12 protein-coding genes are annotated in these 15,094 nt (G+C 61.4%); all 12 read left to right on the top strand.

What is annotated here, in order from left to right:
* Positions 1-8 precede the first annotated feature (8 nt).
* The 12 genes from uppS (at position 9) to dnaE (ending at position 15,091) form a co-directional block, all read left to right on the top strand.
* Positions 9-764, top strand: coding sequence for a polyprenyl diphosphate synthase (gene uppS, locus BM317_RS09015; RefSeq protein WP_060739000.1), 756 nt, complete (start codon positions 9-11; stop codon positions 762-764).
* A complete protein-coding gene (locus BM317_RS09010) occupies positions 764-1,570 on the top strand; it encodes a phosphatidate cytidylyltransferase (RefSeq protein WP_092165840.1) in 807 nt (268 codons plus the stop codon). The genes uppS and BM317_RS09010 overlap by 1 nt, the downstream gene beginning before the upstream one ends.
* Positions 1,567-2,757 (top strand): 1-deoxy-D-xylulose-5-phosphate reductoisomerase, encoded by a 1,191-nt coding sequence (ispC, locus tag BM317_RS09005; RefSeq protein WP_092165841.1) that lies wholly within the window; start codon positions 1,567-1,569, stop codon positions 2,755-2,757. The genes BM317_RS09010 and ispC overlap by 4 nt, the downstream gene beginning before the upstream one ends.
* A 52-nt stretch (positions 2,758-2,809) precedes the next feature.
* Positions 2,810-4,162: an RIP metalloprotease RseP gene (gene rseP, locus BM317_RS09000; RefSeq protein ID WP_092165842.1), complete on the top strand. Its 1,353-nt coding sequence runs from the start codon at positions 2,810-2,812 to the stop codon at positions 4,160-4,162.
* A 74-nt stretch (positions 4,163-4,236) separates the two neighbouring features.
* On the top strand, positions 4,237-6,612 hold the full coding sequence (gene bamA / locus BM317_RS08995) for an outer membrane protein assembly factor BamA (RefSeq protein WP_092165843.1): 2,376 nt from the start codon (positions 4,237-4,239) through the stop codon (positions 6,610-6,612).
* A 45-nt stretch (positions 6,613-6,657) separates the two neighbouring features.
* The gene (locus tag BM317_RS08990) at positions 6,658-7,161 is read left to right on the top strand and encodes an OmpH/Skp family outer membrane protein (protein ID WP_003184901.1); all 504 of its coding nucleotides are present in this window, start codon (positions 6,658-6,660) and stop codon (positions 7,159-7,161) included.
* Positions 7,162-7,164: 3 nt separating this feature from the next.
* Positions 7,165-8,220, top strand: coding sequence for a UDP-3-O-(3-hydroxymyristoyl)glucosamine N-acyltransferase (lpxD, locus tag BM317_RS08985; RefSeq protein WP_060738995.1), 1,056 nt, complete (start codon positions 7,165-7,167; stop codon positions 8,218-8,220).
* A 105-nt stretch (positions 8,221-8,325) separates the two neighbouring features.
* The gene (gene fabZ / locus BM317_RS08980) at positions 8,326-8,766 is read left to right on the top strand and encodes a 3-hydroxyacyl-ACP dehydratase FabZ (RefSeq protein ID WP_003184897.1); all 441 of its coding nucleotides are present in this window, start codon (positions 8,326-8,328) and stop codon (positions 8,764-8,766) included.
* A complete protein-coding gene (gene lpxA, locus BM317_RS08975) occupies positions 8,763-9,539 on the top strand; it encodes an acyl-ACP--UDP-N-acetylglucosamine O-acyltransferase (protein WP_092165845.1) in 777 nt (258 codons plus the stop codon). The genes fabZ and lpxA overlap by 4 nt, the downstream gene beginning before the upstream one ends.
* Positions 9,540-9,541: 2 nt before the next feature.
* A complete protein-coding gene (gene lpxB, locus BM317_RS08970) occupies positions 9,542-10,672 on the top strand; it encodes a lipid-A-disaccharide synthase (protein WP_092165847.1) in 1,131 nt (376 codons plus the stop codon).
* Positions 10,669-11,328, top strand: a complete 660-nt coding sequence (gene rnhB, locus BM317_RS08965; protein ID WP_092165848.1) for a ribonuclease HII — start codon at positions 10,669-10,671, stop codon at positions 11,326-11,328. Before lpxB ends, rnhB begins: the two co-directional genes overlap by 4 nt.
* Before the next feature lie 241 nt (positions 11,329-11,569).
* Positions 11,570-15,091 (top strand): DNA polymerase III subunit alpha, encoded by a 3,522-nt coding sequence (gene dnaE / locus BM317_RS08955; protein ID WP_092165850.1) that lies wholly within the window; start codon positions 11,570-11,572, stop codon positions 15,089-15,091.
* The last annotated feature ends 3 nt before the right edge of the window (positions 15,092-15,094 follow it).

Genomic DNA, 15,094 nt, shown 5'->3' with positions numbered 1-15,094 from the left:
TCGTTTTCATGGAAAAGACCAAGCAGGCCGTGCCGTTCGCGGTTCCGCGCCACGTGGCGATCATCATGGACGGCAACAACCGCTGGGCCAAGAAGCGCTTTATGCCTGGCGTCGCCGGGCACAAGGCGGGGGTCGATGCGGTTCGTGCGGTCATCGAGGTGTGCGCCGAGGCGGGGGTCGAGGTGCTGACCCTGTTCGCCTTCTCCAGCGAGAACTGGCAACGGCCGGCCGATGAAGTCAGCGCCTTGATGGACTTGTTCCTCAAGGCCCTGCGTCGTGAGGCCAAGCGCCTCAACGACAACAAGATCAGCCTGCGCATCATCGGTGATCGCTCTCGCTTCCATCCTGAATTGCAGGCTGCGATGCGCGAAGCCGAGGCTGCGACGGCGGGTACCAATCGGTTCGTCCTGCAGATCGCCGCCAACTACGGTGGCCAGTGGGACATTGCCCAGGCTGCCCAGCGGTTGGCGCGGGAAGTCCAGGCCGGGCACTTGCGCCCGGAAGACATCACCCCTGAACTGTTGCAGACCTGCCTGGCGACCGGTGACCTGCCATTGCCTGACCTGTGCATCCGTACCGGTGGCGAGCATCGCATCAGCAACTTCCTGCTCTGGCAGTTGGCTTATGCCGAGTTGTACTTCTCCGACCTGTTCTGGCCGGACTTCAAACACGAAGCCATGCGCACCGCACTGGCCGATTTCGCTTCCCGTCAGCGTCGCTTCGGTAAAACGAGCGAGCAGATCGAAGCTGGAGCCCGGGTTTAATGCTTAAACAACGAATCATCACTGCCTTGATCCTGTTGCCTATCGCCCTGGGTGGTTTCTTCCTGCTCGACGGTGGCAGCTTTGCGCTGTTCATCGGGCTGGTCGTGACCTTGGGCGCGTGGGAGTGGGCGCGGCTGGCGGGTTTTCCTGCGCAGTCGGCGCGCGTGACCTATGCAACGGCCGTGGCGGCCATGCTGTTCATCATGTACGTGGTGCCCGGCCTCGCGCCTTGGGTGCTGGGTGCCGCGGTGCTGTGGTGGGCGACGGCGACCTTCCTGGTCCTGACCTATCCACGGACGACGCATCATTGGGCCAATACGGCGACCAAGCTGGTGATCGGCCTGTTGATCCTGCTGCCGGCCTGGCAGGGGCTGATCTGGATCAAGCAAGGCCCGTTGGGCAACTGGCAGATCATGGCCGTGATGGTGCTGGTCTGGGGGGCCGACGTTGGCGCCTACTTCTCCGGTCGGGCCTTCGGCAAGCGCAAGCTCGCGCCGCAAGTCAGCCCTGGCAAGAGCTGGGAAGGGGTCTATGGTGGCCTGGCCTTGAGCCTGGTGATCACCACAGTGGTCGGTTTCGTACGGGACTGGACGGTCGCGCAACTGTTCATGGGGCTTATTGGCGCCGCCCTGATCGTATTCGTGTCGGTGGTCGGCGACCTGACCGAAAGCATGTTCAAGCGTCAGTCCGGGATCAAGGACAGCAGTAACCTGTTGCCCGGTCACGGTGGTGTGCTGGATCGCATCGACAGCCTGACTGCCGCGATCCCGATCTTTGCCGTGCTGTTGTGGATGGCGGCATCGTGAGTCGCCCCCAGCGGATCACTGTCCTTGGCGCGACCGGTTCGATTGGCCTCAGTACGCTGGACGTCATCGGCCGGCATCCGGAGCGCTACCAGGTCTTCGCCCTCAGTGGTTTCACGCGTTTGAGCGAGTTGCTGGCATTGTGCATTCGCCACACGCCGCGGTTTGCCGTGGTGCCTGAGGTTGGCGTGGCGCGGGCGTTGCAGGATGATCTGCGCGCAGCCGGCCTGCAAACCCGTGTGCTGGTGGGAGAGGAGGGCCTCTGCCAAGTGGCTGCCGACCCCGAAGTCGACGCCGTGATGGCGGCGATTGTCGGTGCGGCGGGCCTGCGTCCGACCCTCGCGGCGGTGGAGGCCGGCAAGAAGATCCTGCTGGCCAATAAAGAGGCGCTGGTGATGTCTGGCGCGCTGTTCATGCAGGCTGTTCGCAAGAGCGGCTCGGTGCTGCTGCCGATCGACAGCGAGCACAATGCGATTTTTCAATGCATGCCGCGGGATTTTTCCCGTGGTCTCGGCGCAGTAGGTGTTCGGCGGATTTTGCTGACAGCCTCCGGTGGTCCGTTCCGGCAGACGCCGCTGGAAGAATTGGTGCATGTTTCACCCGAACAGGCCTGTGCCCATCCGAACTGGTCCATGGGGCGCAAGATTTCCGTGGATTCGGCCAGCATGATGAACAAGGGCCTGGAGTTGATCGAGGCCTGCTGGCTGTTTGATGCCAAGCCATCGCAGGTCGAGGTGGTGATTCACCCCCAGAGCGTGATTCACTCCCTGGTGGACTACGTCGACGGGTCCGTGCTGGCCCAGTTGGGTAACCCGGACATGCGCACGCCGATCGCCAACGCCCTGGCCTGGCCGGAGCGTATCGACTCGGGCGTTGCGCCGCTGGACCTGTTCGCTATCGCTCGCCTGGATTTCCAGGCGCCCGATGAGCAGCGCTTCCCCTGCCTGCGCCTGGCGCGCCAGGCGGCCGAGGCGGGCAACAGTGCTCCGGCCATGTTGAACGCTGCCAATGAAGTGGCTGTTGCTGCGTTTCTCGATGGACGTGTCCGTTACCTCGAGATCGCGAGTATCATCGAGGAAGTCTTGAATCTCGAGGCCGTGGTTTCGGTCGATGACCTCGACACAGTATTTACGGCGGATGCCAGGGCTCGTGAGTTGGCGGGCCAATGGCTGCAGCGCCACGGGCGTTGAAGCTGCGATACGTTAGCCAGGGTTGCCCTGGACAGGATTGCGGAGAAAACAGATGAGCGCGCTCTATATGATTGTCGGCACCCTGGTTGCATTGGGGGTGTTGGTCACTTTTCACGAATTCGGTCATTTCTGGGTTGCGCGTCGCTGTGGCGTCAAGGTCCTGCGTTTTTCCGTGGGCTTTGGCATGCCATTGCTGCGCTGGCACGACAAGAAAGGCACCGAGTTCGTCGTGGCGGCCATCCCGTTGGGTGGCTACGTCAAGATGCTCGACGAGCGCGAAGGCGAAGTTCCGGCCGACCAGCTCGATCAATCCTTCAATCGCAAGACCGTCCGTCAGCGTATTGCCATCGTCGCGGCGGGGCCGATTGCCAACTTCCTGCTGGCCATGGTGTTTTTCTGGGGCCTGGCCATGCTGGGCAGCGAACAGGTGCGCCCGGTCATCGGTGGGGTAGAGGCCGGTAGCGTTGCCGCCCGTGCCGGGCTGGGTGCCGGGCAGGAAATCGTCGCCATCGATGGCGAGCCGACATCGGGCTGGGCGGCGGTCAATCTGCAGTTGGTACGTCGCCTGGGTGAGAGCGGTTCGTTGCAATTGATGGTGCGTGAGCAGGGCTCCACGGTGGATTCGCCTCGCGAGCTCATCTTGGACAACTGGCTCAAGGGCGCGGACGAGCCGGATCCGATCCGTTCCCTGGGGATCCGGCCATGGCGTCCGGCCTTGTCGCCGATCCTCGCCGAACTCGACCCGAAAGGCCCGGCCCAGGCGGCTGGCCTGAAGACCGGCGATCGGTTGCTGGCCCTCGACGGCCAGCCGGTCGGCGACTGGCAGCAGGTGGTCGATTCGGTTCGTGTACGTCCTGATACCAAAATTGTGCTGCGCATCGAGCGCGACGGTGCTCCAATCGACGTCCCGGTAACCCTGGCCGCCCGTGGCGAGAGCAAGGCACCGACCGGTTACCTGGGAGCGGGCGTCAAGGCGGTCGACTGGCCACCGGAAATGATCCGCGAGGTCAGTTTCGGTCCAGTGGCGGCGATTGGCGAGGGTGCGCGTCGTACCTGGACCATGAGCATCCTGACGCTGGACTCGCTCAAGAAAATGTTGTTCGGCGAGCTCTCGGTAAAAAACTTGAGTGGACCGATAACCATTGCTAAAGTGGCGGGCGCTTCTGCCCAGTCGGGCGTCGCTGATTTCCTGAATTTCCTTGCTTATCTGAGCATTAGCCTGGGGGTTCTGAATTTGCTGCCCATTCCGGTACTGGATGGGGGGCATCTGCTGTTTTATCTGATCGAGTGGGCGCGTGGTCGTCCCTTGTCGGATCGGGTGCAAGGTTGGGGGATACAGATCGGTATCAGCTTGGTGGTCGGGGTCATGTTGCTTGCCCTCGTCAACGATCTGGGTCGTCTGTAACGCTTCGCTGAATTGCGAATCTGCCGCATTTTGCGGCAGTTTGTTTATTGCCAGTTGGAATAAGAAAGGACTTCATGAAACGTCTGCTGCTAACTGCGGTTCTCACCGTATTGATGATCGCCGAAGTTCACGCCGAGTCCTTCACTATCTCTGATATTCGCGTCAATGGCCTCCAGCGGGTCTCCGCGGGTAGCGTCTTTGGTGCCTTGCCGTTGAACGTCGGCGAGCAGGCGGATGATCGGCGCCTGGTGGAATCCACGCGTGCGCTGTTCAAGACCGGCTTCTTTCAAGATATCCAGCTGGGCCGTGACGGCAATGTCCTGGTCATCACGGTAGTCGAGCGCCCGTCGGTCGCCAGTATCGAGATCGAAGGCAACAAGGCGATCTCCACTGAAGACCTGATGAAGGGCCTGAAACAATCCGGCCTGGCCGAAGGCGAGATCTTCCAGCGCGCCACCCTCGAAGGTGTGCGTAACGAGCTGCAGCGCCAGTACGTCGCCCAGGGTCGCTACTCGGCCACCGTCGACACCGAAGTGGTGCCGCAGCCGCGCAACCGCGTCGGCCTGAAGGTCAACATCAACGAAGGCACCGTGGCGGCCATCCAGCACATCAACGTGGTGGGCAACACGGTGTTCCCGGATGAAGACCTGATCGACCTGTTCGAGCTCAAGACCACCAACTGGCTGTCGTTCTTCAAGAACGACGACAAGTACGCCCGTGAAAAACTCTCTGGTGACCTGGAGCGCCTGCGTTCCTACTACCTGGACCGTGGCTACATCAACATGGACATCGCTTCGACCCAGGTGTCCATCACCCCGGACAAGAAGCACGTCTACATCACCGTCAACGTCAACGAAGGCGAGAAGTACACCGTTCGCGACGTCAAGCTCAGCGGTGACCTGAAGGTTCCCGAGGACCAGGTCAAGTCGCTGCTGCTGGTGCAGAAGGGCCAGGTGTTCTCGCGCAAGCTGATGACCACCACTTCCGAGCTGATCACCCGCCGCCTGGGTAACGAGGGCTACACCTTCGCCAACGTCAACGGCGTGCCGCAGCCGCACGATGAAGACCACACCGTCGACATCACGTTCGCCGTGGACCCGGGCAAGCGTGCCTACGTCAACCGCATCAACTTCCGTGGCAACACCAAGTCCGAGGACGAAGTGCTGCGCCGTGAAATGCGCCAGATGGAAGGTGGCTGGGCGTCGACCTACCTGATCGACCAGTCCAAGACCCGCCTGGAGCGCCTGGGCTTCTTCAAGGAAGTCAACGTCGAGACGCCGGCCGTGCCGGGCGTCGATGACCAGGTCGATGTGAACTACAGCGTCGAAGAGCAGGCTTCCGGCTCGATCACCGCCAGCGTCGGTTTCGCCCAGAGCGCCGGCCTGATCCTCGGTGGCTCGATCACCCAGAACAACTTCCTGGGTACCGGTAACAAGGTCAGCATCGGCTTGACCCGCAGCGAATACCAGACCCGCTATAACTTCGGTTTCGTGGACCCCTACTGGACGGCTGACGGCGTGAGCCTGGGCTACAACGCCTTCTACCGCACCACCGACTACGACGAGCTGGACTCTGACATCTCCAGCTATGCGGTGGACAGCTACGGTGTCGGCGCCAACATCGGCTACCCGATCAGCGAGACCTCGCGCCTGACCTTTGGCCTCACCGCCCAGCAGGACAAGATCAATACCGGTCGCTACACCGTCGACGAGATCTTCGACTTCGTTAACAAGGAAGGCGACAGCTACCTGAACTTCAAGGCGTCCGCCGGCTGGTCCGAGTCGACCCTGAACAAGGGCGTGCTGGCGACCCGTGGCCATTCCCAGAGCCTGGTGTTCGAAACCACCACCCCTGGCAGTGACCTGTCGTTCTTCAAGCTCGACTACCGTGGCCAACTGTTCCAGCCGTTGACCGACACCTACACCATGCGCCTGCACACCGAACTGGGCTATGGTGACGGCTACGGCTCGACCGATGGCCTGCCGTTCTACGAGAACTACTACGCCGGTGGTTTCAACTCGGTACGTGGTTTCAAGGACAGTACGCTTGGTCCGCGCAGTACGCCGAGTCAGGGCAATAACCCGGGCACCATTAGAGACCCGGACCAGGATCCACTGCCGTTCGGTGGCAATGTCCTTATCCAGGGTGGCCTTGAGGTGCTGTTCCCAATGCCGTTCGTCAAGGATCAACGCTCCCTGCGTACCTCGGTATTCTGGGACGTGGGTAACGTTTTCGATTCAAGTTGCAGTGACACCACCAACGCCAACGGCACCAAGTCCGACACAAAGTGCAACGACATCAGCCTGAGCAACCTGGCCAGTTCCGTCGGTGTGGGCGTGACCTGGGTCACTGCGCTGGGTCCTTTGAGTTTCGCGCTGGCGATGCCGATCAAGAAGCCGGATGACGCTGAAACCCAAGTGTTCCAATTCTCCCTCGGCCAGACGTTCTAAGCGTCTGACCCATGACAACGACAATGGATTTTGTAGGAGTGCATCGTGCGTAAGTTGACTCAATTGGTTCTCCTGGCGACCGTACTGGTCGCCGGTCCGGCTTTTGCCGACATGAAGATTGCCGTGCTGAATTATCAGATGGCCCTGCTGGAATCCGACGCGGCGAAGAAGTACGCCGTGGATGCGGAGAAAAAATTCGGCCCGCAACTGACCAAGCTCAAAGGCCTGGAAAGTAGCGCCAAGGGCATTCAGGATCGTCTGGTCGCCGGTGGCGACAAGATGGCCCAGGGCGAGCGCGAGCGTCTGGAGCTTGAATTCAAGCAAAAGGCCCGTGACTTCCAGTTCCAGTCCAAGGAGCTGAACGAAGCGAAAGCCGTTGCCGACCGCGAAATGCTCAAGCAACTCAAGCCGAAGCTCGACAGCGCCGTGGAAGAAGTCATCAAGAAAGGTGGTTTTGACCTGGTGTTCGAGCGTGGCGCGGTGATCGATGTCAAGCCTCAATACGACATCACGCGCCAGGTTATCGAGCGCATGAATCAGCTGAAGTAATCCATGACAGCGACCATCAAGCTTGGCCAGTTGGCCGAGTTCCTCGGCGCCACCTTGCGTGGCGACCCGGAGAAGGCTATTACTGGGCTAGCCACTTTGCAAGAGGCTGGCCCAGCTCAGTTGAGCTTCCTGGCAAATCCTCAGTATCGCAAGTATCTGGCTGATAGCCGGGCCGCCGCGCTGTTGCTCAAGGCTGCCGATGCCGAAGGGTTTGCCGGCGACGCCCTGATCGTGCCCGATCCGTACCTGGCGTATGCGCGAATTTCCCATCTGTTCGATCCCAAGCCCAAGTCGGCTGCTGGTATTCATCCCAGCGCGGTGATCGCGGCGGATGCCGTGGTGGACCCTACCGCCAGCGTCGGTCCGTTCGTGGTCATCGAAAGCGCGGCCCGAATCGGTGCCGGCGTCACGCTGGGCGCCCATTGCGTCATTGGTGCGCGCAGCGAGATCGGCGAAGGCGGCTGGCTGGCCCCACGGGTCACCCTGTATCACGATGTGCGCATCGGCAAGCGGGTGGTGATCCAGTCCGGTGCCGTGCTGGGTGGCGAAGGGTTCGGTTTTGCCAACGAGAAAGGCATCTGGCAAAAGATCGCCCAGATCGGTGGCGTCACCATTGGCGATGACGTTGAAATCGGCGTCAACACTGCGATCGACCGCGGTGCCCTGGCCGATACGGTCATCGGCAATGGCGTCAAGCTCGACAACCAGATCCAGATCGCCCACAACGTCCAGGTTGGTGACCACACCGCCATGGCCGCCTGCGTGGGGATCTCCGGTAGCACCAAGATCGGCAAGCATTGCATGCTCGCCGGTGGCGTGGGCCTGGTGGGCCATATCGACATCTGTGACAACGTATTCCTGACCGGGATGACCATGGTGACCCACTCGATTACCGAGCCGGGTGCCTATTCTTCCGGCACAGCCATGCAACCGGCAGCCGAATGGCGCAAGAGCGCGGCGCGTATCCGCCAGCTCGACGACATCGCGCGGCGCCTCAAGCAGGTGGAAAAGCGTGTAGGGGACGTGACCCCTGGCGGTAATGCTTCATCAGATGGCTGATACCATTTCCATATCAAGTGTGCACAGCCGTTAGGGCATCTTGATTTGCTAGCGGAGTGCGCGTCACTCGTGCGCTCCCAATCTTTACATAGGCTTCCCCCCGAAATGATGGACATCAACGAGATTCGCGAATACCTGCCTCACCGTTACCCGTTCCTGCTGGTGGATCGGGTGGTGGACCTGGACGTTGAAGGCAAGCGCATTCGCGCCTATAAGAATGTCAGCATCAACGAGCCGTTCTTCAACGGTCACTTCCCCGCGCATCCAATCATGCCGGGCGTCTTGATCATCGAGGCGATGGCCCAGGCTGCCGGGATCCTTGGTTTCAAAATGCTCGACGTCAAGCCTGCCGACGGCACGCTCTATTACTTCGTCGGTTCCGACAAGCTGCGCTTCCGCCAGCCGGTCACTCCGGGCGATCAGTTGATCCTCGAAGCCAAGTTCATCAGTTGCAAGCGCCAGATCTGGAAATTCGAATGCCAGGCTTCGGTCGACGGCAAGCCAGTCTGCTCCGCTGAAATCATCTGTGCGGAACGCAAACTATGAGTTTGATTGACCCTCGCGCAATCATCGATCCGACGGCCGTCCTGGCCGCCGATGTCGAGGTCGGCCCGTGGTCGATTGTCGGCGCAGGTGTGGAAATCGGCGAGGGTACGGTGATCGGCCCCCACGTAGTGCTCAAGGGACCGACCCGGATTGGTCGTCACAATCGCATCTACCAGTTTTCTTCGGTAGGCGAGGACACGCCCGATCTCAAGTACAAAGGTGAAGAAACCCGTCTGGTCATCGGCGATCACAACGTGATCCGCGAAGGCGTGACGATTCACCGTGGCACCGTCCAGGATCGTTCCGAAACGACCCTGGGCGACCACAACCTGATCATGGCTTATGCACACATCGGCCATGACAGTGTGATCGGCAACCATTGCATCCTGGTCAACAACACCGCGTTGGCCGGCCATGTGCACGTGGACGATTGGGCGATCCTGTCCGGGTTCACCCTGGTGCACCAGTATTGCCATATCGGCGCCCACAGCTTCTCTGGCATGGGCACCGCCATCGGCAAGGACGTCCCAGCCTATGTCACGGTGTTCGGCAACCCGGCCGAAGCCCGCAGCATGAACTTCGAAGGCATGCGCCGTCGTGGTTTCAGCGAAGAGGCGATTACAGCCCTGCGTCGTGCCTACAAGGTGGTGTACCGCCAGGGCCTGACCGTCGAGCAGGCGCTCGCCGAACTGGCCGAGGCGTCGGTGCAATACCCGGAAGTCGCGATCTTCCGCGATTCCATCCAGTCTTCGACCCGCGGCATCACTCGCTGACCATGGCTAACGTGCGCGTTGCACTGGTGGCGGGAGAGGCTTCCGGTGACATTCTGGGCGCGGGTCTGATGCGAGCGCTCAAGGCGCAGCACCCCGCGGTGGAATTCATCGGGGTCGGTGGGCCGTTGATGCAGGCCGAAGGCCTGACCTCCTATTTTCCGATGGAGCGTCTGTCAGTGATGGGCCTGGTGGAAGTGCTCGGTCGCTTGCGCGAGCTGCTGGCCCGACGCAAGAAACTGATCCAGACCCTGATCGAAGAAAAACCGGATGTGTTCATCGGCATCGATGCGCCGGATTTCACCCTCAATATCGAACTCAAATTGCGTCAGGCCGGGATCAAGACCGTGCACTACGTCAGCCCGTCGGTCTGGGCCTGGCGGCAGAAGCGGGTGCTGAAGATCCGCGAAGGCTGCGACCTGATGCTGACGCTGCTGCCGTTCGAGGCCAGGTTCTACGAAGAGAAGGGCGTACCGGTGCGATTTGTCGGGCACACCCTGGCCGATACCATTCCCTTGGAAGCCGATCGCGAGGCGGCTCGCCAGGCGTTGGGCTTGCCCGACGGGCCGCTGGTGGCGTTGATGCCCGGTAGCCGGGGCGGCGAAGTGAGTCGCCTGGGTGGCTTGTTCTTCGACGCCGCCGAACGCCTTCTGGCGCTGCGCCCCGGTGTACGGTTTGTCCTGCCGTGTGCCAGTCCGCAGCGGCGCGTCCAGCTGGAAGCCCTGCTGGTCGGTCGCGATTTGCCGGTGACGTTGCTCGACGGCCGTTCCCACGACGCGTTGGCGGCCTGTGATGCGGTGTTGATTGCCTCCGGCACTGCTACCCTTGAGGCGTTGTTGTACAAACGCCCGATGGTGGTCGCCTATCGCCTGGCGCCGCTGACGTTCTGGATTCTCAAGCGCATGGTCAAGAGCCCCTACGTGTCCTTGCCGAACCTGCTGGCCCAACGCCTGTTGGTGCCGGAGCTGCTGCAGGACGATGCGACCGCCGAGGCGCTGGCCACCACACTCTTGCCCTTGATCGACGGCGGCGAGGAACAGACTCGCGGCTTTGACGAAATTCACCGTACCCTGCGTCGCGATGCCTCCAACCAGGCGGCTGACGCGGTACTGACCCTGATCGGCGCAAAACCATGAGCAATGTAAAGCTACAGATGGGCCTGGACTTCAACCTGGTTGCCGAAGTGGAAGAACTGGTGGCCGGTGTCGATGAAGTGGGGCGCGGCCCATTGTGCGGCGCGGTGGTGACGGCGGCGGTGATTCTCGACCCGAACCGGCCGATCCTGGGGCTCAATGATTCGAAGAAACTCACCGAAGCCCGTCGTGAAAAACTCTACGACGAAATCTGCGAGAAAGCCCTGAGCTGGTGCATCGCCCGGGCCGAAGTCGAAGAGATCGATGAGCTCAATATCCTGCACGCCACCATGCTCGCCATGCAGCGTGCGGTGCAGGGCCTGCACATCACGCCGAAGCTGGCGATGATCGATGGCAATCGCTGCCCGAAGTTGTCGATGCGCGCCGAAGCGGTGATCCAGGGCGATGGCAAGGTGCCGGCCATCGCGGCGGCCTCGATTCTGGCGAAGGTCAGCCGCGACCGGGAAATGGCGGCTTTCGAGTTGATCTACCCAGGCTACGGCATCGGCAGCCACAAGGGCTACCCGACCCCCGTTCATCTGGAAGCCCTGGCACGCCTGGGGCCGACGCCGATCCACCGGCGCTCGTTCGCCCCGGTGCGGCTGGCTTATGAAGCCCGTGACGGGTTGATCATAAACAGTCAGTGCCCTGTTTCTTAAGACGAACGCTGCTTTTGTGGCGAGGGGATTTATCCCCGTTGGACTGCGAAGCAGTCCCGAAGTCTATCAGGCGTAACGGGTTGTCAGGTTTAAGGGCCGCTTCGCGCCCCAGCGGGGATAAATCCCCTCGCCACAAAAGCCGTGTTCGCGTTTTCAAGACCGGACACTCATGGCTGATGTTTTACCCAAGGCCCGGTACAATCCGGGCCTTGTTGTTTTCATGACTTAACGCAGGATCACTATGCCGGCTTCATTCGTTCATCTACGCCTGCACACTGAATACTCCCTGGTCGACGGTCTGGTGCGGATCAAGCCCCTGGTCAAGACCCTGGTGGGCATGAACATGCCTGCCGTGGCGGTTACCGACCAGAACAACATGTGCTCGCTGGTCAAGTTCTACAAGGCCGCCATGGGCGCCGGGATCAAGCCGATCTGTGGCGCCGACCTGTGGCTGTCGAACAAGGATCCGGACGCGCCGCTGAGCCGTATCAGCCTGTTGGCGATGAACGCCGTGGGTTATCGCAACCTCACCGAGCTGATCTCCCGCGGCTTTATCGATGGCCAGCGCAACGGCTCGATCATCATCGAGCGCGAGTGGGTGGCCGAGGCCAGCGAAGGGCTGATCATGCTGTCGGCGGCCAAGGAAGGTGAAATCGGCCTGGCCCTGCTCAGTGGCAATCCCGACGAAGCTGAGACCCTGGCCCGTGACTGGATGGCGGTGTTTCCGGACCGCTTCTACATCGAGGTGCAACGCACCAACCGTCCCAATGACGAAGAGCACCTGCATGCCGCCGTGGCCCTGGCGGACAGGATCGGCGCGCCGCTGGTGGCGACCAACGACGTGCGGTTCATCAAGCAGGAAGATTTCGAAGCCCACGAAACGCGGGTCTGCATCGGTGAGGGCCGTGCCCTCGACGACCCGCGTCGGTCGAAGAACTACAGCGACCAGCAATACCTCAAGAGCGCCGAGGAAATGGCCGAGTTGTTCAGCGATTTGCCCGAGGCGCTGGAAAACACCGTCGAGATCGCCAAGCGCTGCAACATCGAAGTGAAGCTGGGCAAGCACTTCCTGCCCAACTTCCCGATTCCCGATGGCATGACCATCGACGAGTATTTCCGCAAAGTGTCCTTCGACGGCCTCGACGAACGCCTCCGCGTCCTGTTGCCCAAGGACACCACCGAAGATTACGAAGCCAAGCGCCAGGTCTATGTCGATCGGTTGAATTTCGAGCTGGATATCATCATCCAGATGGGGTTTCCCGGTTACTTCCTGATCGTGATGGACTTCATCCAGTGGGCCAAGAACAACGGCGTGCCGGTGGGCCCTGGCCGTGGATCGGGCGCCGGGTCGCTGGTGGCCTACGTGCAGAAGATCACCGACCTCGACCCGCTGGAATATGACCTGCTGTTCGAACGTTTCCTCAACCCGGAACGGGTATCCATGCCCGACTTCGACGTCGACTTCTGCATGGACGGCCGCGACCGGGTCATCGACTACGTGGCCGAGAAATATGGCCGCAACGCGGTAAGCCAGATCATCACCTTCGGTTCCATGGCCGCCAAGGCGGTGGTGCGTGACGTGGCGCGGGTGCAGGGCAAGTCCTACGGTCTGGCGGATCGCCTGTCGAAGATGATTCCGTTCGAAGTCGGCATGACCCTGGAGAAGGCCTACGAGCAGGAAGAAATCCTGCGGGACTTCATCAAGGTCGACGAAGAGGCCGCGGAAATCTGGGAGATGGCCCGCAAGCTCGAAGGCGTGGTGCGTAACGTCGGCAAGCACGCCGGGGGCGTGGTCATCGCGCCGACCAAGTTGACGGACTTCTCGCCGATCTATTGCGATGAAGAAGGCGACGGCCTGGTGACCCAGTTCGACAAGGACGACGTCGAGGCGGCGGGCCTGGTGAAGTTCGACTTCCTCGGCCTGCGGACCCTGACGATCATCGACTGGGCGCTGAAAACCATCAACCGCGACCGGGCCAAGGTCGGCGAAGAGCCGCTGGACATTGCCTTCATCCCGCTGGATGACAAGCCGACCTACAGCCTGTTGCAAAAAGCCGAAACCACGGCGGTGTTCCAGCTTGAATCCCGGGGCATGAAGGAGCTGATCAAGAAGCTCAAGCCCGACTGCCTGGAAGACCTGATCGCACTGGTGGCCCTGTTCCGTCCGGGGCCGCTGCAATCGGGCATGGTGGATGACTTCATCAACCGTAAGCACGGTCGCGCCGAGCTGGCGTACCCGCACCCGGATTATCAGTACGACGGCCTCAAGCCGGTACTGGCCCCGACCTACGGCATCATCCTGTACCAGGAACAGGTGATGCAGATTGCCCAGGTGATGGCCGGCTACACCCTCGGCGGTGCGGACATGCTGCGTCGAGCCATGGGTAAGAAAAAACCCGAGGAAATGGCCAAGCAGCGCGGTGGTTTCATCGAAGGTTGCGCGAACAACGGCATCGATGCGGACCTGGCGGGCAACATCTTCGACCTGGTGGAAAAATTCGCCGGCTACGGCTTCAACAAATCCCACTCCGCCGCCTATGGCCTGGTGTCGTACCAGACGGCATGGTTGAAAGCACATTACCCGGCGCCATTCATGGCCGCGGTACTCTCGGCGGATATGCACAACACCGACAAGGTCGTGACCTTGATCGAAGAAGTGCGGACCATGAAGCTGCGCCTCGACGCCCCGGACGTGAACGCTTCGGAGTTCAAGTTCACGGTGAACGACGAAGGCCGCATCATCTATGGCCTCGGTGCGATCAAGGGCGTGGGCGAGGGGCCGGTGGAAGCCATCACCGAAGCGCGCCAGGACGGGCCGTTCAAGGACCTGTTCGATTTCTGCGCGCGGGTCGATCTCAAGCGCATCAACAAGCGCACCCTCGACGGCTTGATCCGCAGTGGCGCCCTGGACCGGCTCGGGCCTTACTTCCAGGATGAGCCCAAGGCCTACCAGGCCAACATCGACCGCAACCGCGCGGTGTTGCTGGCGGCGATGGAGGAGGCGATCAAGGCCGCCGAACAGACCGCCCGTACCCACGACAGCGGCCACGCCGACCTGTTTGGCGGGCTGTTCGTCGAGGAGGACGCCGATGTCTACGGCAACCATCGCAAGGCCAAGGAGCTGACCCTCAAGGAACGCCTCAAGGGTGAAAAAGACACCCTGGGCCTGTACCTCACCGGTCACCCGATCGACGAATACGAAGGCGAGATCCGCCGCTTCGCCCGCCAGCGCATCATTGACCTCAAGCCGGCGCGCGACACCCAGACGGTCGCCGGCATGATCATCGCCCTGCGGGTGATGAAGAACAAAAAGGGCGACAAGATGGGGTTCATCACCCTGGACGACCGCTCCGGGCGCATCGAGGCGTCACTTTTCGCCGATGCGTTCCATTCGGCGCAGTCGCTGTTGCAGACCGACGCGATGGTGGTGGTGGAAGGCGAAGTCAGCAACGATGACTTCTCCGGTGGCCTGCGGTTGCGGGTCAAGCGGGTGATGAGCATGGAAGATGCCCGGACCAACCTGGCCGAGAGCCTGCGCCTGAAGTTGCAGACCCAGGACCTCAAGGGCGATCAGCTACGCTGGTTGGGCGAATTGTTCAAGCGCCATCGCGGTGCCTGTCCGATCACCATGGAGTACGTACGCCCCGATGCCAAGGCCGTGCTGCAGTTCGGCGAAGGCTGGCGGATCGATCCGGCGGATGCGTTGATTCAAGCCTTGCGTGACCAGTTCGGCAAAGACAACGTCTTCCTCCAATACCGTTGACGG

Source organism: Pseudomonas sp. NFACC24-1 (genome assembly GCF_900115235.1).
GTDB classification, from domain to species: Bacteria; Pseudomonadota; Gammaproteobacteria; order Pseudomonadales; family Pseudomonadaceae; genus Aquipseudomonas; species Aquipseudomonas fluorescens_AA.
Note: the sequence above shows the minus strand (reverse complement) of the source record. Positions and strands in the feature narration are given on the sequence as shown.

Excerpts from the sequence above, each read along its gene's own strand:
- rseP (WP_092165842.1), top strand. The coding sequence starts at position 2,810 with ATGAGCGCGCTCTATATGATTGTCGGCACCCTGGTTGCATTGGGGGTG.
- rnhB (WP_092165848.1), top strand. The coding sequence starts at position 10,669 with ATGAGCAATGTAAAGCTACAGATGGGCCTGGACTTCAACCTGGTTGCC.
- dnaE (WP_092165850.1), top strand. The coding sequence starts at position 11,570 with ATGCCGGCTTCATTCGTTCATCTACGCCTGCACACTGAATACTCCCTG.
- fabZ (WP_003184897.1), top strand. The coding sequence starts at position 8,326 with ATGATGGACATCAACGAGATTCGCGAATACCTGCCTCACCGTTACCCG.
- bamA (WP_092165843.1), top strand. The coding sequence starts at position 4,237 with ATGAAACGTCTGCTGCTAACTGCGGTTCTCACCGTATTGATGATCGCC.
- BM317_RS09010 (WP_092165840.1), top strand. The coding sequence starts at position 764 with ATGCTTAAACAACGAATCATCACTGCCTTGATCCTGTTGCCTATCGCC.
- lpxB (WP_092165847.1), top strand. The coding sequence starts at position 9,542 with ATGGCTAACGTGCGCGTTGCACTGGTGGCGGGAGAGGCTTCCGGTGAC.
- lpxA (WP_092165845.1), top strand. The coding sequence starts at position 8,763 with ATGAGTTTGATTGACCCTCGCGCAATCATCGATCCGACGGCCGTCCTG.
- uppS (WP_060739000.1), top strand. The coding sequence starts at position 9 with ATGGAAAAGACCAAGCAGGCCGTGCCGTTCGCGGTTCCGCGCCACGTG.
- lpxD (WP_060738995.1), top strand. The coding sequence starts at position 7,165 with ATGACAGCGACCATCAAGCTTGGCCAGTTGGCCGAGTTCCTCGGCGCC.